Here is a 22,742-nt window from a genome sequence, read left to right as displayed (position 1 = left end):
CCCTTAAAACCATTTATTGATTTTCTTTTCATCATCTAATGCTTCTAATTTTCTTACACAAGCAAATACAGAAGCGTCAAATATATCAATACGCTGTGTCGGCATTACCTTTTCGTACTGGATCATATCATCTGTCTTCTCTACAGCACTTACATTTTCCACGCAATACTCATACGCTTGTGAGTGCAAGTAATAAAACTCTTTGTTTTTTGCTTTCTGCTCTATATGTCTAAAGCCTTCTGACTTTTTATAAAAGTACTGTGGTTGGTCTATAATGTTAAATCCTTTTTTCTTCATCAAGATAAAGTATTCTCTGCAAAACTTTCTATCATGGCCTACTTGCTTTATCTTGAATCCCATTTTCTTCATCTTTATAAACCAATTGACTATGTCTGCATAGTTAACGGTTGGTGTGTTACACATATCAAGCCAACCATCATCCTTCCAACCAAATAGAGGTATTGCATCCTCATCTGCTTTCTTGTGTGCTTGGGTAACTGGAAACCATGCATGAGATATACAAATATCAATATCTTTACCATCTACTGTATAAGTGCCATATATTGCTGCTGCCGTTAAGTCATGTAGCTTAGAAAGGTCTGCGCCCCCATACCAAGTTATAGGCAATTTTGCAAGTTCTTCGATTGTCCAGTCATACTGTTTGTCACTTTCCCTAAACTCATCAATGTTGAAATATGCTTTTAATGCTGATGTGTAAATATTTAGTGACTTTGCTAAGAAATCCTTGCGCTGTTGTGGATCATTAAGCGCTTGCAATGCCTCATCCATCATATCTGATGGCCTTATAGTTATTCCATAGTTTGGATTTGCCTTCTCATGCTGTACTGGATCAGTAAAGTCCACATCCCCATTTTCATGTTGCTCTGCTCTACAAACAAAAACAAAATAGGATTCATCTGTAATAGTCTTACTTAAAATCTTTAGGCAATATTGCAACTTGTTATAACAGAAACTTGCCATGTTATCCCCTGCCGTTGTTATGCCTATCATTAATTTGTTTGTATATGCCTTCATAGCCTCTTTAATGATGTTGTACTGCTTCGCTTTCTTATAAGCATGTATCTCATCTGCTATCCCAACATTACAATTTAGAGAATCTTGTCTGTCTGGATTTGCTGCTAATGCCTTTATAAATAAGCTTCCATCCTCAAACTCTCCAGATATCGAATGTTCTTGGTTATTATCTAGTATTCTAAAGCTGTCCTCTTCTTCCATTTCCTTAATGTTGTAGTGGATAAACTTCCAACTTTGCAATGATTGATCTAATGCTGCGCTTGTTATGTAGATACTTGAACCTGCTCGCCTTTGCAATAAAGCAAGTGACCATGCCAATGCTGCAATAAAACTTGTCTTCCCATTCTTACGAGGAATAAATATGAATGCTTCCTTAAATCTTCTTATAGTTGTCCCTTTTAGAAAGAATCCTACTAGGTTATAAATAATAAATTTCTCCCAAGGTTCTAATAAAAAATGTTTACCTTGCAATGGTTTACCATCTAAACTCTCGCCCTTGTTATGAACAAAAGTACATTCTATAATCTGTATACAAAACTCTGCATCCCTTGGGTTAAAATCGTATTTTTCATTCTCTAAATCATCAAAAAATCTATTGCAGGCTTGTACTAATTCCTTGCAGGCTATTTTCTTTCTAGTAACAACATTCTTTGCGTATGTTATTACCTCTTCGTAGTTTTTATGAAGTGTTTTGCTCAATGCTCTTCAATGCCTCTATTAACCTACTCTTTTTCTTTTTACCTTTTAGTTCTGCTTCATTTATTTTTCTTAAGCCTGCCGGAGTTAGTCCCAATATATTCTCATGATTGATTATGTCCCTTCTTAGTGTTTCAAGTGCTAGATATATGGCTGTCTTTCTTACGTTTGTAAATCCTGCCTTGTTTGTATATTCTTCTGTCACCTTGCATCCACTCTCATAGAACTGCTTCATCAATATGTCATATTGGTATTTTGTTTCAGCATAAAGTTGAATTGTGCTATTGAATTGGGGTTTATAAATCGCAATTTCTTCTAGATCTGCAATAGTCTTTTTAACTATCTTCTTTATCTTTTTTTCATCTTCTGTCATTGCCATTTTTGCCTTACCCCCCTTTTTCAAATTTTGCGTTCTATTGGAAATGTTCCCCCCCATCGGTCCCTAATGTTTTTAGATTAATTATTTTTTAGTGGGGGGATTGTTCTTCTCATCAGCTCTTCACCTGCTGCTGTCAGTTTCTTTGTCACTCTATCATGCATCTTGTTATGCTCTGCTTCACACAATGATATGAGATTCCAGTCGGACCATTTGTACTCTGGATACTCTTCAATAGGATAGATATGATGAACTATTGTTGCATCTACTCTCTTTCCATATCTCTTACTTAACTGGCACATGTACTTATCTCTTCTTAGGATTTTTTCTCTCTTTAACTGCCACCTTCTGGTCTTATATCTTTTAGGTTCGCTTCTGTTCATATGTCCTCCAAATAAAAAGAAGGAAGCTATCAACTTAGCTTCCTTCTTTTTGTGTAATGTAATCATGTTAAATTTTTAATACTCCTAGCTTTCCTTCTTCAATATAGCTAGATTTGATTCACCATTTAATTTTACAACTTTATCATACTACTTTTATAATATGCCCTGCAATTGCCCACTTTTCGCCCATTGTCTACTCTAGCTTTATCCCATCAATACCAAATAGTAAGGGGCTTATTTCTGCTATTGCCTTATCTATATCTTTATCAACTGTTCGTGTATGTATATTTAATCTTGCTGCTATCTCTTCATTTCCTTTTCCATCAATATATTTATACTTGATTACCTTTGCTCTTCTTCTGTACGGCTCTTGATCACTGCTTTCTGCTGTATACATATAGAAATCTAATACACGCTTAATATGATTTAACATGATGGCTGTTCTTTCTTTTGTCCTTAAGATACTTTCAATATAGATATTATTATCATCTATATTGTCTGCATCCTTTATCATTTCTATTAGTTCACTATCTATTAGTTGAGTAGCTGTGAACTGTGATTCTGTACAATGTGTTTGAAATCTCTTGTAGTTCCTAAGTAATAGCTTTGAGTTATGTAGTTTCTTATTATATCTCTTGACTTCTATTTTCTCTTTAGTAAGTTCTTGTTTAACTACTGCTATTATTTTCTTTTCCATTTCATCTAACCGTTTGTTAATTAATGCTGCTGCATCTTCTCCCATGTAGCCTCCTCCTATCTTAGTGCATTCTTAACCCATACTTGCTGTCCTTTCTGTTGCTCATATGGTATAGGTTCTTCAAACATTTCTGGCTTTTCAAGTTCCCATGCCCATAGCCTCTTATATCTAATATCCTTTCTTTCTGCTCCTACACAATGTCTTAGTCTAAGCTTTTCATATTGTGATTTAGTAGCTATCTCAAAAGCATTTGTTATCTCTACTGTCCCTACTACACAACCTGTCCCACTTTCTATTAATGCAATCTTTCCTCTCTTCCTAGTATTAAATCCCCTTAACTCTATTGTCTTTTCTCCTTTTAGTATCCAGTCAATATAAGGTGTTTTAATAATTAATCCATCCATCTACTTCACCCCTTATTCTTAGATTTATTTAAATGCTTTCAAGCTGCTTACTTAGCTGTTCAATCCTCTGTTTTTTATAGTTCGTCAACATTTCCACTTCATCTTCTCTTAAAACAACTGTACTTCCGATGCAGTCTAGATTATTAGTACAATATAAGTTGTAGTGTGTTTTCTTACTTGGCAAATCAATAACCTTTCTAAGCTGTCTTAATATAAATGATTCTTTGTGTACAATCATTTGTTCAACTTCTGCTTCTAAAGTAATAATTTCTTTCTTTATTTCATTAGCTTGTTCAAGCTGTTCATTTGTCATATATACCTCCTATGTCTTTATCAATTTTGGATTTTATTAATCATATTTTTCTTTATCATTAGGTAATGTACTTTCATCATCATAGCAATTTTCACAAGTAACTTTTTCACACAATATTTTAAAATACATACAATACCATTCAGGCTTACCTTTTAAATACTTTGTGCTATTATACTGACAATCAGCACATTTCATAAATCTCATAGTTTCACCTCTTAAAATTCTTATTTTTTAGTTACTATTTTCGACATTCTTTATTTACTTTAAGTTCTATAATGCTCTTATCAAGTACATGCTTGGAATACTAAAGAGAAAGGAGAAATAGCATTATGTTTAAAATGTTATTAGTTACATATCAACTAGTAGGTGATAATGATATTGAATCATTCAACAAATTACTAGAATATGAATATGGTGGATTGCAACTAACTGATTCAAGTTGGTTAATATCAACCATAGATGAATGTTCTTGCAAAGAAATCGCTGACAATCTCTTAACCACCCTCAGTGATAAATCTAGAATATTTGTAGCAGAATTAGGCGAAACTGCTGCTGGAAAGAATCCTATAGCTGAATATGATTTAATTAACTTAAAATATTTAGCCTTTACATCTTTAAGATAACAACCACTATCTATGTTGCTAGTTGGAATCAATTCACACTAGCAACTTTTTTAAATTCGTATTTTTTAAATTACTGTTTTCGACATTTTTTATTTACTTTAAACTCTATAATTCTTTTATCAGGTATTTACTGAAATACTAAAGAGAAAGGAGAAATAAGCATGTTATATACTAAAGAACAAATAAATCAAGCTATCTATGAAATACTGAATAACTTTCACTTAAGTCCAACTGGAATTCCATTTATTAATGTTGACTTTAATCAAGAATTATTCCAAATCGCAATAGGTTTAGTAATCGGTAAAGGATATATTGGAAATATAGCTTTTCTAAATAACTTTCCCGTAATTGGTAATCCACAATACCATCTTGATATAATGGGTGTTGAACCTGTTCCTAGCATATCTGAATCCGGGCAAGCTTTTATAGATACTTACCAAAAATAAAGCAACCTTATATCTACCCTATATCAACGGGGTAGATATAAAAATTCATTTTGTTTAGATAGCTTCTTTACCGTCTTTACTCTTACATAACCAACCACAATTAGCCTCTACAAGTGCTTTTGAAAACGGTGGAGGAACTGCATTCCCACATCTTGCTACTTGTTTAGTCTTAGGATATACATTCCCTTTGTAATCATGGTCTATTATGTAGTTACTTGGAAATCCCTGTGCTGCAAATAACTCATGAGGCTCTAGCATCCTAAGTCCTATATCTATAATCTTGTATTCTTCACCCTTGATAGTTACTAATCCGAACCTATCCTTACTTGTAATCGTGTCTAAAGATGCCTTTATATCTTGCCCTGTACCCTGTCCATAGTACTTAATTAGAAATGCCTCATCATGTGCTTTCCTATCTCCAAATACTGCTTTACCATAGTACTTGTCTAAAAATGCTTGTACCTCTTCCGAATGGTCTTTTACATCTCCCAAAGCTACTTCTACAAGTGAAAAACATGGTCTAGCTGTTATTGTATGTACACAATCATCTATGCTACTAGCAACTGATCTACTTTCTCCTGCATATGCTTTAGAAATAAATGCACTTACTAATCCATATCTATTAGAGGCATCCAGTGTATTTATTGGCTCATTTAATGATTGTCCTCTAACTCCATTTTTTGTTGTCTCTGTGTGGTACTGAATCAATGTAGGTGCTACCAAGCAAGCTTCTGCTTTGCTAACTATTGTGTTTATTGGCTCATGTATGTTCCTTGTACGATCACTGCTAAATCCTGTTTGACCAATGCTTAATATAAAAGGTTCTGGATTATTAAACACAAACTTCTCTAACCCTTTAGCTATTCTTTTTAATGTATTTTCTGCTAGTGGCTTACTTCTCTCAAATATAGAATTACAGGGTATAGACCAATCAATAATATCTGCTGCTGTTTTGTAAGGTTCCTTAAGTCCAAACTGAACCTCTATACTATCTTTATTTGAGTGTGTAGGTTCTGGCCACTTTATAGGCTGACCATCACATCTAGCAATCAAGAAAAATCTTTTTCTGCTTGTTGGTGCCCCATAATCACATGCTTTTAACTCTCTGTGCTGTACCTGGTATCCTAAATCTTCAAGTTGCTTTTTCCACTTATTGAACGTGTCGCCTTTTTTACTTTTTACAGGTCGTCCCTTCTTTAAAGGTCCCCATGTCTGAAACTCCTCCACGTTCTCAAGAATAATTACCCTCGGCTTTACTGTTCCTGCCCACTTTAAAACAATCCATGCCAAACCTCTTATTTTTTTCTCTAAAGGCTTTCCACCTTTAGCTTTTGAGAAGTGTTTACAATCTGGACTAAACCAAGCTAAATCTACTTGCTGTCCTGCTGTTACCTTTTTTATATCAATATCCCAAACACTTTCTTGATAATGCTTTGTACTTGGGTGATTAGTCTTATGCATCAATATAGCTGCTTCATCATGATTAATTGCTATGTCTGGACTTCTTCCAGTTGCTAGTTCTATTCCTGTGGAAGCACCGCCCCCACCTGCAAAGTTATCAACTATTAATCCCATATCTTTTAGGAGTACTCTAGAGATTTAAGCGGCCGCCACTCTTTCCTCCTTTTCAGAAAATTATTTACTTTTTAGAAATTATCATTTACTATAAATATAGTTATCTATTTCGTATCACTCTAGTAAAATCAACCATAAACTATTTGACCTATATACATAGCAATACCTATTAGAGTAAACTCCCTGCTATGTGGGAGGAGGATGCAAATGATGACTATAGCTTTACAGTTAGATATGGATACTTTCTATAAAGTGATTGCAAGTACTTATTATGTTTTGATGATTCTTAAGCTTTTTGGTGTAATCTAATCCACGTCTAACTCAATACCTGGCTCCTAGTTCATAGGGGCCTTTATTTTTACCTAAACAAAAGTCAAATTGTTTCTTTTATTACTTGTTTCGACATTCTTCTTACTAAACATGGTGTAAAATCTAGTCAAATACATAATAAAGGATGTGATTTTATGCCAGGTTTTACATGCCCTTTTTGTAATCAAATTATGTCAATTGATAATACAACCGTACGCTCATATCATCCAAGCTTTAACAAGCCTAATGAAGATATAATAAGTATTTCGCAAAACCATTGTCATAGCTCAACCGTAAGAATAACTTTTTACAACTGCCCATCATGTATGAAGTCAACAATTAAAGTAACCGGAGTTGGAAATCAGGTTAAAGATATGACATCTAATTTTTACCCTAATTCAGTTGCCAAACAATTCCCAGACTACATACCTGAACAAATCAGAAATGATTACCAAGAAGCTTGTGCCATTGTTAATTTAAGTCCAAAAGCTTCAGCCACTCTTTCTAGACGTTGTTTACAAGGTATGATTAGAGACTTTTGGAAAATAAGTAAGGGAAGTTTGTACGATGAAATATCTGAATTAAACGGAAAAATCCCAGCTGACTTATGGTCTGCACTTGATGGACTACGAAAACTTGGTAATATTGGTGCTCATATGGAGAAGGATACTAGTGTCATTATAGATATTGACCCTTCTGAAGCTGAAAATCTCATAGTATTAATTGAGTTACTTATGAAGGAATGGTATATAAATCGACATGAGCGTGATAATTTATTCTCAAAAATACTAACAACAACTGCTCAGAAACAAGCTGAAAAGAAAGGTAAGTAATCTCTTGCTGGAGCCTCATTGGCTCCTATTTTTTTATCCTAAAATTCTATAAGTCTTTTCTAGAACTTCGTATTCTAGCTAACAATAAAAAAACACTTTGCTAACATCTTTTCAGTTATTTTCATTCATCCTTTCGTTGCATGCTTGATATATTTCTAAAATCTTTATGAACTCATCCTCTTGTATAAGGTGATACATTTCTAATAACTGCTGTAATACATCTGGTACTTTAAACTCAACAATCTGTATTGGTGCTTTGATGGTGTTAGATTCTGACACCTTTATAACTTGTCCTATCTGTTCCTCTCCTACTGTTCTTCTTAATGTCGGTTCGGCTTCTTTGTCCATTTCCTCTTTCTTTTGCTGCTCTCTTTTCTCTATTACCATTTGCTTAATATCTTTTCCTGTTGCCTCTATCTCTTTTGCTTTTTCTAACACTTCTTTCTGCTGCTCTGGCTCAATTTTACTCATTTCATAGGCACTACTAAAACTTACTTGTCCTTTCATAACCTCTTCTTTTACTTCCTCTGCTAAATTATTATTGATAGCCTCTATCTGTGCTACCTTTGTACTACTCATTCCTAACAATTCTGCTATGCAATCTCTAAGCTTACCTTTTATCTCTATTTCTCCTGCTTCTTTAGCTTTAATTAGTGCCTCTTTTAATCTCTGCTCCTGTACTAGCAAATCGTAATCAGTCATTTTTCTAGTAAATGCATTACCAATGATTAGCGATAGATTTAACATACTCTGTGACATTTCAGTATATAGACTTTCCATTTCTTCAAATTGGCTATATCCTTGCTCTATTAACCATAAGATAGCTTTTCTTCTTCTATGTCCACTTATGATCTTGTAGCTTTCTTCTACTTTAGCTAATACTATTGGCTGTTGTAATCCAACCAATAGTATTGATTTTGCTAGTTCCTCTATACTGTCCATAGAATAAAAATTATCTTCGGAAGGTATCATATCTTGTGGTTTAACTTTAATATGCCTATATACCTCTTTGTTTAGCTGCTCCTTGCTCTTGTTATTCATTAGATCACTAATACTAAACTTCGCCATAGTTTCCACCTACTCTTCCGTTAATCTCAAATATTCTAATGTTAACGCTTTGTAGTCCCTTGCTGCTGCACTTCTAGTTGAATACTCTCCAACTGGCTTCTCAAAAAATGTGGCTTCATCTGCTTTTTCTGTTCTTCTTATCTTTGTCTCAAATACTGGATATCCACTTTTTTTCCTTATCCACTCTTCACCTGCTTCATTAATGTCATTTTTCTTGAATGCTGTGATTAATACTCCTAGTATATTAAGGCATGGATTAAACTCTTTTGCTTCTTTAATCTGACTTGTTATAATATCTAATCCTTCAAGTGCCCATTTATCAACTTTAACTGGAACTATTACATCATCTGTACATGCCAAGGCATTAATAACACACATGTCTATTGTTGGAGGATTATCTATAATCACATAGTCATATTCTCTATATGTCTCATTATCCAAATTCTCTAACTGACTTAAGTAATTTCTTAATCTTGTGTGCTGCTCCTCAGTATCTTCTTGCATTAACATTAAGTTAGCACTTAATAATGTCATGTTAGCTGTGATGATATCAATATTGGTATAGTCTGTATATTTTATTATGTCTGTTAGCTTATCCTCTAATAGCACCTTATACATGCCACAATCTTCATCCTCATCATAGGCTTTAAATAAACGAGATATATTACCTTGTTTATCATTGTCTATTACTAGCACCTTACAACCATGATATTCTGCTAAATCATATGCCAAGTTTGCACTTGTTGTCGTTTTCCCAACTCCACCTTTTAAATTAATTACACTAATTACTCTCATACCCTCACCTCATCATTTGTAAATAGTTTTGTATTTCCTCTATTGCTTGCTTACTTCCAATACACCATGTTGTATAATAACCTTCTGCCTCTAATCTATGTAGCCATTCCTGCTGCTCCTTACTAGGTTTGTTTTTACCTACCTTAAGTTCTATGTATAGGCCATGATAGCCTCCCCTTGATACTGGAAGAACTATATCTGGTACCCCTGCTTTTACTCCTTCTAGCTTAAATTTCTTAGCTGTTCCAATATCTCTTTTCCCACCGTTTGGCACATGATACATTAATGCAAGCTCTGGCCTTCTTGCTTGTTCATATGCTGCCCACCTAAATATACACATCTGCTCCTCTGCTTCTGTTCCCATCCATTCACCGTTTACTACTGTTCTCATCTAATTTCCTCCTCAACTTCAAGTATCTCTTCATACCTATATGATCTTCTAATTCCATTTACTATTACATTTACAAAGCATCTATATGCCCCATCAACTTCTGCTTCTATGGTTCTTTTTGTTTTTCTTCCATCCGCTTCTGTGTCTTCATTGTAGATATTCACCTTTACTTTTGCTCCCTTATGTACTTTTTTCTTAATCCTATCTACCTTGTTTTTAAATGCCTTATAATCTATAAGCCTTGTATCTACTTCCCATATATTTGCCTTCTCTTTAAGTCCCATATACGTTACTTTGTTTTTTACTTGAATCTTCGTTCTTCCTATTGCCTTTGCAATACTTTCTAGACTTTCTATTCCCTTATAATTTTTTCTTATGTATTCAATCATCCAATCTTCATAAACTATTTCTTCATCTATGATTTCCCATTTGTATCCTCTATATATTTCCTCGTTTTTAATTGCTTGTCCTAATTTATGTGACCTCCAAGGTGTTTTTTCTGTTCCATTACTTATACTTATTGCTGCTTCTCTAATGCTTTTAAATGTTTTCTCTTCTTTAGTTTCTGGATTAATTCTCCTTACACTCTTTCCCATGTTTACGCTCCTCCCTTAACCTCTCATTTTTTTCTCTAAGTTCCTTATTCTCCAACATCATTTTTTGAATCTCTACTATGTAACTTTGTTCTCTATCCTCTAGCTCTTTATAATGCTTTATTATTTCCTGCTGAATCATAGCTACCTCCCTCACTCTAATTTGACCAGTGTATACTTAAAATATGGATAGCCACTATAAGGACAAATGCCCTTAGCTATACTTTCTTTTTGCACATAATATCCTTTAGGTGCCTTTGCTTCTTCTCTATACCAGCCTTTTTCCTTTACTATTCGCTTCTCTACAACTGGCTCTTTTAGATTCTTGCTTTCATTCCATCTTCTTCCGTATATGGCTCTATCCGTTCCTATTACTTTAGATGTGTATTTAATGAGGTAGCTTGCTAGTTTTGCATATTGTCCTGTTTCATCAAGTGGATTTATATTTATTCTTCCAAACTTCCAAGCCTTGCTTATTGTTTTAGGATCTATTTCATTTATGACTAAGTGATGATGCATTGCTCCATTCTTTCCCTGTTCTATTACATGTATGTACTTAAGTTCCATGTTCTGTTCTCTATATTCTTTTCTAAGACTTCTTATGAAGTTCTCTATCTGCTTCTTTGCTTCTTGCTTTGTCTTTGGTCTTTCCTCTGGTCTAAAGTTAAGGACTAAGTGGTAGTCCCCCTCCCCAAAGTTTGCATTTATTTTTCTTCTTAATTTCTTTTCAGCCATCCTATTATTTATTTCTTTTTGCTCCTCTGTGGTAGGCTTCTTGTTCTTCCCTCTTGTTATTCCTTTTTTCTTATATCTGCTACTATACTTTCTCTCTATCTCTATTGTTTTTCCTGCTATGCATTTTTCTTCTATGTACGGCATCTTTACACCCCTATCTAAATTAGGTATATGTCGGTAAGATAATATCTTTATCAAGTTAGTAAAAGGCTATTAAATCCTTGTAAGAACTTGCTTTTTGTGCTGTACATATGTTAAAATTAATTATCTGAAAATTTTATATGTACAACTTTTGTCGGCTAGGTTTTTGGCGAAATCTAGCCGACTTTTTCTATTTTCTTCTTCCATCTTTTAACATTCCCTTTATCTCTTCTGGTGTTAATCCTAAATCTTCATATTTCCCTAGTCTATCAATCATAGTTCCCATGAATGCTGTATTAAGTCCTGTGCTTTCTACTCGAAATAAATCTACTTTTTCTATTGGGATTCTGTATGTACTACTATTTGGATTTGCAATTGTCATTCTTTGCACATCACACCTCATTTATCCACACATTTATCAACATCTCCTGTTGATATATTCACTTCTTTTTCTCTCTCATTTCTTCCTATCCATGTTTGTCCAAATTTCCATGATGTAATGATTACTACTGCCGATAATATTAATAGATTCATTATTTACACCATATCCATATAGATAAAAAGCTAAATATTACCATAGAAATTAATATGCTTTTATCTATCTGTTCCCTTTCTTTTTGTGTCATGTTATCCCCATACCTCCTTTAAGTATTTTTCATGCTCATTTAATGCTTTGCTGTGATGTTCTAGTGACCTGCTATCTCCTTTATTCTTATCAGCTGCTATAAGGCTTTTTAAAATCCTTATCTTTCTTTCCACTTGTTCCTTTGTTCCTCCTACATTAGCTTTCATTCCCATCCATTTTCCCCCTTAGTACCAATTTCCATTAATTGAATAATGTAGCCACTCACCATTTTTAAAGCTAACCCGTAAATATGATCGTTCCCAAATAACACTCTTAATCTCCCACTTACTTTCATCCTCTACTGCTCGCATATGCTTTTCATATACTCTTTCTAACAGTTCTTGTTGCCCTTTGGTTAATCTCTTATAGCCTTTTACCTTTTTCAAAGCCATATTTATTACCTCCTAAACTACTTTAAATGTCTTATTGGGTTTCTTACCTTTCTTAATTACCGTTGCTGCTATTTGTTGTTTTGTCTCTTCCATTTCATTTTCTAAAATCCACTTTTCAACCTCTGATATCTTAAATCTAACCGGACTTTTTAAATGTGGAATTTCTTTTACTCTATGTGCCAACCAACTTCTACTTACACCCAAATACTCACATAGTTCTTCACTATTTACCCAACGTTCTGTTTTAGTCTGTGGTACTGCTTGAATTTCTTCTCTAATGATTTCTCTAATTGCTTCTAAAATAGGTTTCATTAATTCCATGCTTATGCTCCTTTTACTTCCGTTTTACTTGTTGAACGAAAATACAATCCTGCTATGATTCCTGCTACATATCTTTGCTCTAATTCTGGTAATTCTTCCAACATTCTTGTTGTGCTTTCAAATCTTTTCTTTAGTTTTTCTTTTTCTACTTCATTTAACTTTTCCATATAAATTCCTCCTTCTTTTCAGTCCCTTATAGATACATGTTAGTCCCTTTAATAGTTTTTGTCAATACTTTTTGTTGCTTTAAGGGACTAACTGTGATATCTTGTATATAGAAAGGGGAGATTCCATTGAAAGAACGAATTAAGTCTGTTAGAAAAGCTCTTAATTTAACACAAGAAAACTTTGGTGAAAAACTTGGTGTACGAAAAACGGCAATTTCTAAATTAGAGAATGGAGAAAATAATCTAACCGAACAGATGCAAAAGCTTATTTGCAATGAATTTAATGTTAATGAAGAATGGTTACGTACTGGAAACGGTGAGATGTTTAATCAAATGGATCGAGACGAAGAACTAGCTTACCTAATGGGAAAAATCTTGGCTAGTAAAAATGACTTTATCAAACAAACTATGTTGACATTTGCCAAACTTGATGAAAGTGATTGGGATTTGATAGAAAATTTAATCAAAAAAATAAAGGATAGCACAAATCAATAGTGCTATCCTTTATTTTTTGATATACTTTGTTAAAATACATATTATAAGGGGGATTTATATGAATTATGTTGTTATTGACTTTGAAACTGCTAATTCTTCTCGTAGTAGTGCCTGCTCTTTAGGAATGGTAAAAGTTCATGAAGGAAATATTGTTGACTCTTTTTACTCTTTAATTAATCCAGAAGATGATTTTGACTTATTTAATACTTCGTTAACCGGCATAACTCAAGATATGGTTTGTAATTCACCTACATTTAATGAATTATGGCCAGATATTCTTTCTTTTATTTCTGATCATATGATTGTTGCCCATTATGCTTCCTTTGACTTAAGTGTTCTTAGAAATGTATTACTGAAATATAATATTCCTATACCAACGCTTAGCTATTGTTGCACAAGAAATCTTTCTAAAAAGACCTTTCCTAATTTAATCAATTACCGTCTTGATACTGTTGCCTCATATTTAGATATTGAATTTAATCATCATCATGCCTTTGAAGATGCCCATGCAACTGCTGTTTTACTTAATCATATTTTCATTCAAAATACTACTTCATCTTTTGAAGATTTACATTCAAAGTTAGGATTAACAATTGGAAAAATTACTTCTTCTAGCTATACTCCTTCTGGCTATATTAAATGTGTAAAAAAATCTTCTAATCTTTCATCCAAGGATATTGTGCCAACTACATCTTCTTTTGATGACTCTCATCCTCTATATGATATGACTGTTATATTTACCGGTACGTTATCATCTATGTTACGTAGAGATGCAATGCAAAAAGTAGTTGACGTTGGTGGTCATTGCAAAGATACTGTAGGCAAATCTGCTAATTATCTTGTTATAGGTATTCAGGATTACTCCAGATTTGTGGATGGCGAAAAAAGTTCAAAACTCAAAAAAGCCGAACTACTAATTTCCGAAGGCTACGATTTAGAAATTATAGATGAATCTACTTTCTTACAAATGCTATAAGCTAGGGGTAACCTCTAGCTTATTTTTCATAAAACCCCTCTATCATTTTAATTAGTAATCTAATTAACTTTTCATCTTCAATTTCGCAAATCATTTCCAATAATATTGTTTTCAATACTTTCCCCCCCTATTAGGGCCTTCTTCGGTTTGCCTTCTTCTATTATTTTTCTCATTGCATCTGCTGGATTTACATCTGTATATATATCTTCTATTCTGCTTATTATCCCCTCTATTTCATTACTTACTTCTCCATAATTAATATGTCCATCAGTCGTCCACTCACCTAATATTGTGTACATCATACCTTTTTCTACAGTAAAATATCTTGGTACCTTCCCACCTAAAACAAACCCACAAAAATATGTATCTAACATTTTCTTAGGACTTGGTGAAGAAAATAGTACAAGAAGTTTATCCTCATTAATCCCTTTATAATAAAGTTCTATTTTATATGGTCTATACTTTTTATTAAATGTTTCATTTGAATGTTTCCATCCCTCTTGTACCATCTCTTTAAACTTATTTTCATCATCCAATATCATAAACCCCAGTTTATCTTTTCCTTGAAACACTAAACTTTTCATTAATTGATGTGCAAAATAATATCTTGGTCTATTTTCCATTCTTTTATCCCCCTTCAAAATCGAACATATGTTCTATTGATATAATTATATTTTTGTTTATCCTTTTAGTCAACAATATTTTTGGATTATATTTTTTTGTCTTGTTTTATTTATTTTTTTGAAATATAATACGTTTAACAAATTTTAGCACTTAGGAGGTATAAAAAAATGTCCATGGATTTGCATGGTAATGTTTGGCGCTTTCGTATAATGAAAGATGGCATCCCTTACACAAAACTATTTGAAGGCACAGAAAAGAAGGCCAAAGAAGCACATGAAGCTTTCAAAGTTGATGTAAAAAGAGGCAACGTAGGTACAAATGAAAATATGAAGTTTAATGAGCTTTGCCAGCTTGTAACTGATCAGTATGTTAAGGTTAATTGTAAATACAGTACAGTTGAATTTTACAAAAATACCTATAATACTCATCTACTTCCATTCTTTGGCGACAAAAAACTTTCTAGCATTAAGCCACTTCATATCCAACAATTTGTAACACATTTATCTGAATTGGATTTGGCCCCTAGTACTGTAAGTAATAATCTTAGCTGTTTAAAGAAAACTTTTGAAATGGCTGTTAAGTGGGAACTAATCATTAAAAATCCCTGTATGTATGTTGATAGACCACAAAAGAGAAAGTATCAAAATCGTGGACAATTAATGACCGTTGATGAAATGAAAAAACTACTTGAAATTTATGAGAACTTAAGCACTAAGCCATCTCATATGCATAAATGTGCCTTTTATATCGCTCTTGGTTGTGGCTTACGTAATAGTGAAATTAGGGCACTCACCCTCGATGATATCGACTTTGAAAATAACATAATTAGAGTCAATAAGCAATTTGGTAAGTATACAGAAAAGGGAAAAGTTGTCGAAGGGTACATTACAACTAAGTCTGAAAGTTCTATACGTGATATCTATGCTCCTGACTTTGTTATAGCTGCTATAAAAAATTATATTAGCACTTTAGATTGTATCCCTCTTTCAAAACAGTTATTTTGGTCTGCTCGTACAAATAAACCTGTAGGCCGTCAATGCCTCTCTACATTCTTCACTAATATTTTAAAAAATAACAATCTACCTGTTATAGACTTCCACGATCTACGTCATCTTCATGCAACGCTACTTGCTAGCAAAGGAGTTAACATGAAATCATTATCTAATCGTATGGGACATAGTAAGCTTGAAACAACCAATATTTATATGCAACCGATTAATGAAGTTGACAAGCAAGTTGCCAAGGTTCTTGATAATACAATTGTTGATATTAAAAATAATAATTTTTTAAGTTCTTAATCATCTTTTGTCCAATTTTTGTCCAAACCTATTTAACAAGCAAAAATATCCTTTCTAAAAGCACCTTAAACCGTTGATTTTACAACGTTTTATTTTTGCGCATAAAAAAATACACCAAGTTGGGGGACTCGGTGTAAAAAATAGAGTTTTGTAAGGGTTTGCTATTTGGATGAATAATGCTACTTTATGTGTTTAGGGGAGTTTCGAGTTTAGGGGAATAAAGTAACATTACTTCCATATGTAATCGTTTATTCGATTACTGTTCCGTTCGTATATAAGAATAACATCATTTCTTGTCTATTTTACCTCTAATTTGTAAACAATATGTGAATAAATAAGATTTTGTGAATTTTTTGTTACTTAAAATTTAATAGAAATAAGATTTCTATAATCTTCAATTGTGCCGTCATTTAAACAACATTCAATAATCTCTCTACCTAATGGATTTAAGTCAGGAGATAAATATTTTTTAAGTTCTTCTTTAAAGAAATCACCTAAAATAGTGGCTCCTTTATCATAGCCTTCAATTCCTATTTCAGGTTGTAATTCTGTACGAAGCAATACTTTTGGTACATGTGTACCGTCTACTCTTAAATTTTCAAGAGAGTAGCCTAGAAGTGGACACCTTGACTCTATTAATTGCTCTTCTCTAAATTGTACACTGCCTCGTCTTGCTAAGTAATCACGAGCAATCCATTGAGACATGAAACCTACTTCATAAGCGCCAATATGCTGGTTAGGAATAAGAATATATCTTGTATCTGGTGTTGCTAAAATTTGCTCTAATAGTAAATTAGCTTGATCTACTCTTCTTCCTGTAGCAAATGGCCAATAAGATCCTACACCTTCACTCTTCATACCACCCTCACTATCTAGAATACTTGGGTTAGCATGCCCTCTTGGTGCAACAAGGCGCCAAATCCAAGCAAGTGCTGGAGGAAGGATATGGAACATACCCATAATACCATAAGTAGGTTCTTCTTTTGTACAAAGAGGTGCACGTACACCAAAGCTACGAATATCTACTTCTGCTGGACCATCTTCTACATTTGGCACAAAAGCTCTAGGCATAATAATGCGTGGGTTAGGACAAGGTTTTCCAAGTTCTTCATCTACTGTATGTTCCCAAATTAAGCAAGTTGAATCCGGTGTTGCATTCATATTTAAGAACACAAGTGGTGTCTTAGGATGGATACACATTTTTTCATAATAAGGGTCTGTCCCATATTCAGTAATATGATTAACACGAAGGAACCAACCTTCTTCTCCATCAATAACCACAAGCTTTTTGCTATCATTTTGAATACTTGGATGACACATAGCCATATCATCTGTTACTGGTCTAAGTTCACATTTTGCACTAATATTAACATAGCTGCTGTCACCTGTTACCATGTTAGTTGCAAGACGTACGCGTCCTTCTGCATCTTTATGCATTTGCTCAGCCATCTCACTCTTACCACCGCCACTAGCACCTTCGTGCATAATAGTAAGTACATTTTCATATGGCGTAATAACTTTTACAGTTGAAGCATGAAGCGTTACCCATCCTTCTCTTTCACCGATATCTAAAAGGACACTATAAACACCCTTTTTAGCACTTGGGCCTGGATAAAGGTTATATGCAAATACTTCATGTAAGTTATCTAAACGATTATGTACAACAACTTGTTTACCATCAAAATGCGTATGTCTAAATGGTGGTGCTACATAAACAATAGCTCTTGGCGTGAAACCATCTCTTATCTCTTCTGCTGGAATAAAAGCTTGAAGATCAGAAAGTGCTGTAGCAAAGAAAGCAGCATTGCGTGGTCCTATCATAAGAGCCTCATACCCCATTTTGCTGCCACCTGCTAAAAATGGCATTACTATAAGATCTTGTTCTTTAAGCCATTCGAAAGTTTCTTCTCTAACGCCTTCAAAATCCATACCAAACTCATCTTTATATCTTCTTTTATCTGTTGGTTTATGATCTCCAATCACCATTGAGTTTGGATCACGTCTTCTCATGTACATATCTTTATAATTAACTGATATACCATTTTTGCAACGTACTACATCCGCTTCTACTACAGGTCCTTTCCCTTTTACATTATAAGCAACTTGAAAGGTTTTCTGATATTTTTCACCTAACGAAAGCTCTAAAAGTTGTTCTCTAGATGACGGTACAATAATATTATCTTTCTCATTTAATAGATTTTCCACTTCTTGTGGCAGGTTCATTTTTTCCCAAGTTTTCATCTGCTTCATCTCCAGTATAAATTTTTTAACGTTTTTATATAAATAGATACAAATAAATCCTTACTTATTTTTTCTTGCATTTTTCCTATCTCTACCATCATACAATATTTAATTTTAAGAGTAAATAAAATACAAGAAAAAAATTTTTAGTTTACTTATTATTTTTTATAATTTTGTTTATAAATTGCGTATTTTTGCATTATATTATAATTTATTCTGTATATTTATCTTAAAATTATTTTTATTCATTAATGTTTATGCTTTTGTATTTTCATATTAAGAATTCCATATGTATATAAAAAAAGACCATTGTAATAAATACAATGATCTTTTTCATCTTAATGCGATTGGGGGGACTCGAACCCCCAAGCCCGTTACAGGCACTAGATCCTTAGTCTAGCGCGTATGCCAATTCCGCCACAATCGCATTTTTCAATATTAATATTTTCAGGACAGATATTATTATACCTAAACCTATTACATATGTCAACACTTTTTTATATAGCCTATAAACTCAATCTTCTCTATGCAAAAAACCTTCTTTTAACTAATTGTTAAAAAAAGGTTTTTTCTACTGCGATTGGGGGGACTCGAACCCCCAAGCCCGTTACAGGCACTAGATCCTTAGTCTAGCGCGTATGCCAATTCCGCCACAATCGCATTTATATCTGCCTTATCTCTTAAGACAAAACATATTATATCTAACACATTGGCATATGTCAACTCTTTTATCCATTCATTTTAGTTTTATTTAAACATGTAATTACGCTTAGATACTTTATTTAATTTTTCTTAAGATTTCTGTTGGATTTTTTAATACTTTATATGTTCTTTTTAAATCTATAGTATGCTAAAATTGAATCATTATCTGCGGAGGTATAGTCATGAAAAACTTTTGGAAAAACAATTCTTATTTAAAAGTTTCTTTATACGCTATTATGGTCATCGTGGTGTCTATTCTTTTTTATCGTATTTCTTCTAATACAGATAATATTGCACCCTCGATTTTAGCTTTCTTTAAAGGAATTATTAGTATTATTGCCCCAATCTTATATGGATTACTTATTGCTTATTTATTTAATCCTATAATGATTTTCTTTGAAAATTATTTTATTAAATGGTTTAAACCTTCTACTGTGAATCAGAAAAAAGCCATTCGTAGCATTTCAATTGTGGCTGTTTACATTTGTATTATAGGTACTGTCATCCTTATGTTCCGTTATCTTGTGCCACAAATCACAGAAAATATTAAAGATCTTTCTGCGGCCTTACCTGATTATGCTAATAACTTAGAAGAGAAAATTAATGCCCTTGAAAAATCCGTTAATCAAAGTATCTCTGGCTTACCTTATCAGTTAGATACTTCTCAAGTTTTTACGATGATTGATCCTGCTAAATACCTCAACACTGATTTTCTTGGAAATATCGTAAGTAATTTAATGGGACAAGCTATGAGCATTGTTTCTTCCTTATTTAACTGGGTTATGGGACTTGTGATCGCTTTTTATGTACTTATGCAAAAAGAGTCATTTTCTTATGGTACTAAACGTCTATGCTATACTCTTCTTAGCCGTCAAAAAGCTGATAAGCTTATTGCTGTCTTTTCAGAAGGACATGAAATCTTTATTAAATTCTTTGTAGGTAAATTTATCGATTCCTTTATTATTGGTGCCATTTGTTTTGTAGGCCTATCTATTCTAGATAATCCTTATGCGATTCTATTGTCCTTCATTGTAGGTGTACTTAATATGATTCCTTACTTTGGACCACTATTAGGCGCTATTCCTGCTGTTATCATTACACTTTTTACTGGTTTTATGCCAGCTGTTGTCGTCGGTATTTTTATTTTCCTTCTTCAACAATTTGACGGACTTGTATTAGGTCCAAAAATCTTAGGCGATTCTATCGGACTAAGTCCATTTTGGATTATCTCAGGTATCTTAATAGGTGGTGCACTTTGGGGCCCTCTAGGTATGTTCTTCGCTTCTCCTATTATCGCTGTACTCCTTAAGAACCTTAATCGCTATATGGACCGTGTATTAAGCCAGAAGGATGTTCATCTAGACCCCATTCCTGTAGATGCTCCATTGCCTTCTGAGAAAAAGCCTGTAAAAGTAGGTAAAAATAAAACTAAATAGATGAAACTAAGTAAATCAAATATAATAAATAAAAACGCTGATTTCCTTACATAAGGAACATCAGCGTTTTATTTACTATGCTATTTATTTTAAAGCATACTATTGATTTTTTGTTCTAAAACTGTTTTTGGAACAGCACCTACTACTTGATCTACTACTTCACCGTTTTTAATAAAAAGAATAGTTGGAATGCTCATAACATTGTATTTAGAAGCAGTTCCACGATTTTCATCCGTATTCACTTTTCCAATACGTACTTTCCCCTCATAATCGCCTGCTAACTCATCAATAACTGGAGCCATCATTTTACATGGTCCACACCAATCAGCGTAGAAATCTACTACAACTGGAATTGAAGATTCAAGTGCATCTGTTTTAAAATTATCATCTGTAAACTTATATGCCATACTTATTCCTCCTTGTAGACGTATATATATATGTCTAGTTTATTTTTGTACTACTATATAAGGTTAGTTTATTATATCTTGTCATTAAATGCAATATATAATTATTCTTAGTTAGTATAACTTATTTTTTATATTCTATGCATTCTACAAGGAAAAGTATTTTTATTATAGGCCATTTTAACTCATCACTGACGTGGATTAACTGCTTCTAAGCGGTTAATGGTAAAGCCTAGCTCTGAGAATTTTTTTTCGTATTCTGTCATAATATTATCTTCCATACCACTATTATGAAGATCTAAAGTAACATTTTTCATTAGCCAACCACTCGCTGAAAATTCTTCAATTGAAAAACCAAAGAGGCCTTTATTATCCGTTTTAAAGTGGATTTCCCCTTCTTTTTTTAAGATATCAGCATATTTTTCCAGAAAACCTCTATAAGTTAATCTTCTGTTGGCATGTCTTGTCTTTGGCCATGGATCAGAAAAATTAAGATATAAACGTTCTACCTCTCCTGTTTCAAAAATTTCTTTACAATTGCTTACATCAAAATATAAGAATCTTAAATTACTTGGGGTTTCTTCTGATGAATTTGCTTTTTTACAGGCTTTATATACAACTGTTTCTGCTCTTTCAGCTGCAATATAATTAATGTGTGGATTTCTTCTAGCTAACTCGGTAATAAAACCGCCTTTTCCACATCCAAACTCAACATGAATAGGGTTGTTATTACCAAATAATTCATGCCATTTCCCTCTAAAGCTTTCAGGATTTAATACAACTCTTTCATCTTGTGCTAAATACTCAGGTGCTCTATTATCTCTTCTTAAGCGCATGGGTTATTCCTTCCTCTTCTATATGAAACTCACCAGTATCATGATTTTTCGTTTTTGTCATACTTAACTATTATAATAACTCCATGACTTAAAAGCAATATATCTAAATTTGGTAGGTCTGTAAGGAACATCTTTTTTGAATTTCCTTATTTAGTGAAAGTAATTTTCCCCTCTTGATAGCTCACTTTATATCCTAAATTTTCACCTACAAAACGTATAGGTAAATACGCTGAGCCTTTATAAAGTTCTACTTTAGCTCCCTCTATTGTTAATACGGTTTCGCCATTTTTGACCGCCTTATTATAATATAAAGGCAACTCTAGGGTCACATCACCTGAATCAATATAAGCTACCTTATGCTGTGGTGCGTAAGATACATTAACTCCTAGTGCATTTCCCACCGCACGTACAGGTAAAAAGGTCTTGCCCCCAACACTCATAACAGGCACACTTAATTCAATTTTTTGATTTCCTAAATAAAAGTCTACTTCAGGAAAAGTCATTTTACTTGAGTCTGACACTTGTTTTTTTTCTGTATTTATTATTTTTTGTACTGCTTCACTTAGTTTGTATTCCTTATTCTCTTCCCCTAGGATCGTTCCTTGAAATAATGTTACTCCCAATAAAATTACACCTAACTTCTTTAACCTCATTGTTTCTCCCCCTTTAATATCAATCATGGATGTACATTTTCTTCCGGTCACTAAAAATTAATAATAAGGCATTTTATCATTAATCTGTACTTTTTCATTCTATCATACACTAAGTATTCCGTTAATAATAATTAACAATTTTCACAAAATTTCTATCTA

31 protein-coding genes and 2 tRNA genes are annotated in these 22,742 nt (G+C 33.1%); 7 read left to right on the top strand and 26 right to left on the bottom strand.

All coding sequences use genetic code 11. The annotated features are described in order from the left end of the window. Positions 1-3: 3 nt before the first annotated feature. From CLOLE_RS03935 to CLOLE_RS22790, 7 genes are all read right to left on the bottom strand, one after another. Complete coding sequence (locus CLOLE_RS03935) at positions 4-1,734, bottom strand: terminase large subunit (protein ID WP_013655775.1); 1,731 nt, start codon at positions 1,732-1,734, stop codon at positions 4-6. After that, positions 1,715-2,110, bottom strand: a complete 396-nt coding sequence (locus tag CLOLE_RS03930; protein ID WP_013655774.1) for a P27 family phage terminase small subunit — start codon at positions 2,108-2,110, stop codon at positions 1,715-1,717. The genes CLOLE_RS03935 and CLOLE_RS03930 overlap by 20 nt, the downstream gene beginning before the upstream one ends. A 77-nt stretch (positions 2,111-2,187) precedes the next feature. Next, positions 2,188-2,490 (bottom strand): HNH endonuclease, encoded by a 303-nt coding sequence (locus tag CLOLE_RS03925; RefSeq protein ID WP_041713347.1) that lies wholly within the window; start codon positions 2,488-2,490, stop codon positions 2,188-2,190. A gap of 193 nt (positions 2,491-2,683) precedes the next feature. Continuing rightward, a complete protein-coding gene (locus CLOLE_RS03920) occupies positions 2,684-3,232 on the bottom strand; it encodes a sigma-70 region 4 type 2 (RefSeq protein ID WP_013655772.1) in 549 nt (182 codons plus the stop codon). Positions 3,233-3,243: 11 nt separating this feature from the next. After that, positions 3,244-3,591 carry an ASCH domain-containing protein gene (locus CLOLE_RS03915; protein ID WP_013655771.1) on the bottom strand — a complete coding sequence of 116 codons (348 nt, stop codon included), beginning with the start codon at positions 3,589-3,591 and terminating at the stop codon, positions 3,244-3,246. Positions 3,592-3,619: 28 nt separating this feature from the next. Continuing rightward, positions 3,620-3,904, bottom strand: coding sequence for a hypothetical protein (locus CLOLE_RS03910; RefSeq protein ID WP_013655770.1), 285 nt, complete (start codon positions 3,902-3,904; stop codon positions 3,620-3,622). Between the two features lie 36 nt (positions 3,905-3,940). Continuing rightward, positions 3,941-4,108: a hypothetical protein gene (locus CLOLE_RS22790; RefSeq protein WP_013655769.1), complete on the bottom strand. Its 168-nt coding sequence runs from the start codon at positions 4,106-4,108 to the stop codon at positions 3,941-3,943. A gap of 125 nt (positions 4,109-4,233) precedes the next feature. Between CLOLE_RS22790 and CLOLE_RS03905 the strand changes: the two genes are divergently transcribed. Both CLOLE_RS03905 and CLOLE_RS03900 read left to right on the top strand, forming a co-directional pair. After that, the gene (locus CLOLE_RS03905; protein ID WP_013655768.1) at positions 4,234-4,527 is read left to right on the top strand and encodes a hypothetical protein; all 294 of its coding nucleotides are present in this window, start codon (positions 4,234-4,236) and stop codon (positions 4,525-4,527) included. 161 nt (positions 4,528-4,688) lie between these two features. Continuing rightward, complete coding sequence (locus CLOLE_RS03900) at positions 4,689-4,973, top strand: hypothetical protein (RefSeq protein ID WP_013655767.1); 285 nt, start codon at positions 4,689-4,691, stop codon at positions 4,971-4,973. Positions 4,974-5,027: 54 nt separating this feature from the next. Here CLOLE_RS03900 and CLOLE_RS03895 read toward each other — a convergent pair whose 3' ends face one another. After that, complete coding sequence (locus CLOLE_RS03895; RefSeq protein ID WP_013655766.1) at positions 5,028-6,548, bottom strand: DNA cytosine methyltransferase; 1,521 nt, start codon at positions 6,546-6,548, stop codon at positions 5,028-5,030. Between the two features lie 635 nt (positions 6,549-7,183). Between CLOLE_RS03895 and CLOLE_RS03890 the strand changes: the two genes are divergently transcribed. Then, a complete protein-coding gene (locus CLOLE_RS03890) occupies positions 7,184-7,690 on the top strand; it encodes a DUF4145 domain-containing protein (protein WP_242825769.1) in 507 nt (168 codons plus the stop codon). Positions 7,691-7,801: 111 nt separating this feature from the next. On the opposite strand, the gene CLOLE_RS03885 is transcribed toward CLOLE_RS03890, so the two are convergent. The 11 genes from CLOLE_RS03885 to CLOLE_RS22775 form a co-directional block, all read right to left on the bottom strand. Next, positions 7,802-8,758, bottom strand: a complete 957-nt coding sequence (locus CLOLE_RS03885; RefSeq protein ID WP_013655764.1) for a ParB/RepB/Spo0J family partition protein — start codon at positions 8,756-8,758, stop codon at positions 7,802-7,804. A gap of 9 nt (positions 8,759-8,767) precedes the next feature. Beyond that, positions 8,768-9,553 carry a ParA family protein gene (locus CLOLE_RS03880; RefSeq protein WP_013655763.1) on the bottom strand — a complete coding sequence of 262 codons (786 nt, stop codon included), beginning with the start codon at positions 9,551-9,553 and terminating at the stop codon, positions 8,768-8,770. A 4-nt stretch (positions 9,554-9,557) separates the two neighbouring features. Further along, on the bottom strand, positions 9,558-9,944 hold the full coding sequence (locus CLOLE_RS03875; RefSeq protein WP_013655762.1) for a VRR-NUC domain-containing protein: 387 nt from the start codon (positions 9,942-9,944) through the stop codon (positions 9,558-9,560). Continuing rightward, on the bottom strand, positions 9,941-10,540 hold the full coding sequence (locus CLOLE_RS03870) for a hypothetical protein (protein ID WP_013655761.1): 600 nt from the start codon (positions 10,538-10,540) through the stop codon (positions 9,941-9,943). Before CLOLE_RS03870 ends, CLOLE_RS03875 begins: the two co-directional genes overlap by 4 nt. Beyond that, positions 10,515-10,679 (bottom strand): hypothetical protein, encoded by a 165-nt coding sequence (locus CLOLE_RS22785; RefSeq protein WP_013655760.1) that lies wholly within the window; start codon positions 10,677-10,679, stop codon positions 10,515-10,517. Before CLOLE_RS22785 ends, CLOLE_RS03870 begins: the two co-directional genes overlap by 26 nt. Before the next feature lie 11 nt (positions 10,680-10,690). After that, the gene (locus CLOLE_RS03865) at positions 10,691-11,416 is read right to left on the bottom strand and encodes a rolling circle replication-associated protein (protein ID WP_013655759.1); all 726 of its coding nucleotides are present in this window, start codon (positions 11,414-11,416) and stop codon (positions 10,691-10,693) included. Positions 11,417-11,603: 187 nt separating this feature from the next. Further along, a complete protein-coding gene (locus tag CLOLE_RS03860) occupies positions 11,604-11,804 on the bottom strand; it encodes a hypothetical protein (protein WP_157864033.1) in 201 nt (66 codons plus the stop codon). Positions 11,805-12,040: 236 nt separating this feature from the next. Beyond that, the gene (locus CLOLE_RS22780; RefSeq protein ID WP_013655756.1) at positions 12,041-12,211 is read right to left on the bottom strand and encodes a hypothetical protein; all 171 of its coding nucleotides are present in this window, start codon (positions 12,209-12,211) and stop codon (positions 12,041-12,043) included. A 12-nt stretch (positions 12,212-12,223) separates the two neighbouring features. Beyond that, positions 12,224-12,430: a hypothetical protein gene (locus CLOLE_RS03855; protein WP_013655755.1), complete on the bottom strand. Its 207-nt coding sequence runs from the start codon at positions 12,428-12,430 to the stop codon at positions 12,224-12,226. A gap of 12 nt (positions 12,431-12,442) precedes the next feature. Then, positions 12,443-12,751, bottom strand: a complete 309-nt coding sequence (locus CLOLE_RS03850; RefSeq protein ID WP_013655754.1) for a helix-turn-helix transcriptional regulator — start codon at positions 12,749-12,751, stop codon at positions 12,443-12,445. Between the two features lie 2 nt (positions 12,752-12,753). Further along, entirely contained in the window at positions 12,754-12,918 is a 165-nt protein-coding gene (locus tag CLOLE_RS22775) for an HD domain-containing phosphohydrolase (protein WP_013655753.1), read from the bottom strand. A 126-nt stretch (positions 12,919-13,044) separates the two neighbouring features. Here CLOLE_RS22775 and CLOLE_RS03845 point away from each other — a divergent pair, with 126 nt between their 5' ends. Both CLOLE_RS03845 and CLOLE_RS03840 read left to right on the top strand, forming a co-directional pair. Beyond that, positions 13,045-13,413, top strand: a complete 369-nt coding sequence (locus CLOLE_RS03845) for a helix-turn-helix domain-containing protein (RefSeq protein ID WP_013655752.1) — start codon at positions 13,045-13,047, stop codon at positions 13,411-13,413. 58 nt (positions 13,414-13,471) lie between these two features. After that, a complete protein-coding gene (locus CLOLE_RS03840; RefSeq protein ID WP_013655751.1) occupies positions 13,472-14,389 on the top strand; it encodes an exonuclease domain-containing protein in 918 nt (305 codons plus the stop codon). A 77-nt stretch (positions 14,390-14,466) separates the two neighbouring features. Here the strand turns inward: CLOLE_RS03840 and CLOLE_RS03835 are convergent, their stop codons facing one another. After that, on the bottom strand, positions 14,467-15,012 hold the full coding sequence (locus CLOLE_RS03835; protein WP_013655750.1) for a hypothetical protein: 546 nt from the start codon (positions 15,010-15,012) through the stop codon (positions 14,467-14,469). A gap of 168 nt (positions 15,013-15,180) precedes the next feature. Here CLOLE_RS03835 and CLOLE_RS03830 point away from each other — a divergent pair, with 168 nt between their 5' ends. Next, entirely contained in the window at positions 15,181-16,311 is a 1,131-nt protein-coding gene (locus CLOLE_RS03830) for a tyrosine-type recombinase/integrase (RefSeq protein WP_013655749.1), read from the top strand. A 360-nt stretch (positions 16,312-16,671) separates the two neighbouring features. On the opposite strand, the gene CLOLE_RS03825 is transcribed toward CLOLE_RS03830, so the two are convergent. The 3 genes from CLOLE_RS03825 to CLOLE_RS03815 form a co-directional block, all read right to left on the bottom strand. Further along, entirely contained in the window at positions 16,672-18,552 is a 1,881-nt protein-coding gene (locus CLOLE_RS03825) for a DUF4914 family protein (protein WP_013655748.1), read from the bottom strand. Positions 18,553-18,894: 342 nt separating this feature from the next. After that, positions 18,895-18,979 (bottom strand) — tRNA-Leu (locus CLOLE_RS03820). A gap of 148 nt (positions 18,980-19,127) precedes the next feature. Continuing rightward, positions 19,128-19,212, bottom strand: a tRNA-Leu gene (locus tag CLOLE_RS03815). A 224-nt stretch (positions 19,213-19,436) separates the two neighbouring features. Between CLOLE_RS03815 and CLOLE_RS03810 the strand changes: the two genes are divergently transcribed. After that, a complete protein-coding gene (locus CLOLE_RS03810) occupies positions 19,437-20,690 on the top strand; it encodes an AI-2E family transporter (RefSeq protein ID WP_013655747.1) in 1,254 nt (417 codons plus the stop codon). Positions 20,691-20,779: 89 nt separating this feature from the next. On the opposite strand, the gene trxA is transcribed toward CLOLE_RS03810, so the two are convergent. The 3 genes from trxA to CLOLE_RS03795 form a co-directional block, all read right to left on the bottom strand. Beyond that, positions 20,780-21,097 (bottom strand): thioredoxin, encoded by a 318-nt coding sequence (gene trxA / locus CLOLE_RS03805; protein ID WP_013655746.1) that lies wholly within the window; start codon positions 21,095-21,097, stop codon positions 20,780-20,782. 185 nt (positions 21,098-21,282) lie between these two features. After that, entirely contained in the window at positions 21,283-21,930 is a 648-nt protein-coding gene (gene trmB, locus CLOLE_RS03800) for a tRNA (guanosine(46)-N7)-methyltransferase TrmB (protein ID WP_013655745.1), read from the bottom strand. A 146-nt stretch (positions 21,931-22,076) separates the two neighbouring features. After that, positions 22,077-22,583 (bottom strand): stalk domain-containing protein, encoded by a 507-nt coding sequence (locus CLOLE_RS03795; protein ID WP_013655744.1) that lies wholly within the window; start codon positions 22,581-22,583, stop codon positions 22,077-22,079. Positions 22,584-22,742 lie beyond the last annotated feature (159 nt).

The organism is Cellulosilyticum lentocellum DSM 5427 (genome assembly GCF_000178835.2).
Classification (GTDB): Bacteria; Bacillota; Clostridia; order Lachnospirales; family Cellulosilyticaceae; genus Cellulosilyticum; species Cellulosilyticum lentocellum.
The sequence above is the reverse complement of the archived record's forward strand: the minus strand, read 5'-3'. Positions and strand labels throughout refer to the sequence as shown.

Bases quoted from the DNA above. Each gene is read 5' to 3' on its own strand.
- CLOLE_RS03930 (WP_013655774.1), bottom strand. From the start codon at position 2,110: ATGGCAATGACAGAAGATGAAAAAAAGATAAAGAAGATAGTTAAAAAG.
- CLOLE_RS03925 (WP_041713347.1), bottom strand. From the start codon at position 2,490: ATGAACAGAAGCGAACCTAAAAGATATAAGACCAGAAGGTGGCAGTTA.
- CLOLE_RS03920 (WP_013655772.1), bottom strand. From the start codon at position 3,232: ATGGGAGAAGATGCAGCAGCATTAATTAACAAACGGTTAGATGAAATG.
- CLOLE_RS03915 (WP_013655771.1), bottom strand. From the start codon at position 3,591: ATGGATGGATTAATTATTAAAACACCTTATATTGACTGGATACTAAAA.
- CLOLE_RS03910 (WP_013655770.1), bottom strand. From the start codon at position 3,904: ATGACAAATGAACAGCTTGAACAAGCTAATGAAATAAAGAAAGAAATT.
- CLOLE_RS22790 (WP_013655769.1), bottom strand. From the start codon at position 4,108: ATGAGATTTATGAAATGTGCTGATTGTCAGTATAATAGCACAAAGTAT.
- CLOLE_RS03905 (WP_013655768.1), top strand. From the start codon at position 4,234: ATGTTTAAAATGTTATTAGTTACATATCAACTAGTAGGTGATAATGAT.
- CLOLE_RS03900 (WP_013655767.1), top strand. From the start codon at position 4,689: ATGTTATATACTAAAGAACAAATAAATCAAGCTATCTATGAAATACTG.
- CLOLE_RS03895 (WP_013655766.1), bottom strand. From the start codon at position 6,548: ATGGGATTAATAGTTGATAACTTTGCAGGTGGGGGCGGTGCTTCCACA.
- CLOLE_RS03890 (WP_242825769.1), top strand. From the start codon at position 7,184: ATGAAGTCAACAATTAAAGTAACCGGAGTTGGAAATCAGGTTAAAGAT.
- CLOLE_RS03885 (WP_013655764.1), bottom strand. From the start codon at position 8,758: ATGGCGAAGTTTAGTATTAGTGATCTAATGAATAACAAGAGCAAGGAG.
- CLOLE_RS03880 (WP_013655763.1), bottom strand. From the start codon at position 9,553: ATGAGAGTAATTAGTGTAATTAATTTAAAAGGTGGAGTTGGGAAAACG.
- CLOLE_RS03875 (WP_013655762.1), bottom strand. From the start codon at position 9,944: ATGAGAACAGTAGTAAACGGTGAATGGATGGGAACAGAAGCAGAGGAG.
- CLOLE_RS03870 (WP_013655761.1), bottom strand. From the start codon at position 10,540: ATGGGAAAGAGTGTAAGGAGAATTAATCCAGAAACTAAAGAAGAGAAA.
- CLOLE_RS22785 (WP_013655760.1), bottom strand. From the start codon at position 10,679: ATGATTCAGCAGGAAATAATAAAGCATTATAAAGAGCTAGAGGATAGA.
- CLOLE_RS03865 (WP_013655759.1), bottom strand. From the start codon at position 11,416: ATGCCGTACATAGAAGAAAAATGCATAGCAGGAAAAACAATAGAGATA.
- CLOLE_RS22780 (WP_013655756.1), bottom strand. From the start codon at position 12,211: ATGGGAATGAAAGCTAATGTAGGAGGAACAAAGGAACAAGTGGAAAGA.
- CLOLE_RS03855 (WP_013655755.1), bottom strand. From the start codon at position 12,430: ATGGCTTTGAAAAAGGTAAAAGGCTATAAGAGATTAACCAAAGGGCAA.
- CLOLE_RS03850 (WP_013655754.1), bottom strand. From the start codon at position 12,751: ATGGAATTAATGAAACCTATTTTAGAAGCAATTAGAGAAATCATTAGA.
- CLOLE_RS22775 (WP_013655753.1), bottom strand. From the start codon at position 12,918: ATGGAAAAGTTAAATGAAGTAGAAAAAGAAAAACTAAAGAAAAGATTT.
- CLOLE_RS03840 (WP_013655751.1), top strand. From the start codon at position 13,472: ATGAATTATGTTGTTATTGACTTTGAAACTGCTAATTCTTCTCGTAGT.
- CLOLE_RS03835 (WP_013655750.1), bottom strand. From the start codon at position 15,012: ATGGAAAATAGACCAAGATATTATTTTGCACATCAATTAATGAAAAGT.
- CLOLE_RS03830 (WP_013655749.1), top strand. From the start codon at position 15,181: ATGTCCATGGATTTGCATGGTAATGTTTGGCGCTTTCGTATAATGAAA.
- CLOLE_RS03825 (WP_013655748.1), bottom strand. From the start codon at position 18,552: ATGAAAACTTGGGAAAAAATGAACCTGCCACAAGAAGTGGAAAATCTA.
- CLOLE_RS03810 (WP_013655747.1), top strand. From the start codon at position 19,437: ATGAAAAACTTTTGGAAAAACAATTCTTATTTAAAAGTTTCTTTATAC.
- trxA (WP_013655746.1), bottom strand. From the start codon at position 21,097: ATGGCATATAAGTTTACAGATGATAATTTTAAAACAGATGCACTTGAA.
- trmB (WP_013655745.1), bottom strand. From the start codon at position 21,930: ATGCGCTTAAGAAGAGATAATAGAGCACCTGAGTATTTAGCACAAGAT.
- CLOLE_RS03795 (WP_013655744.1), bottom strand. From the start codon at position 22,583: ATGAGGTTAAAGAAGTTAGGTGTAATTTTATTGGGAGTAACATTATTT.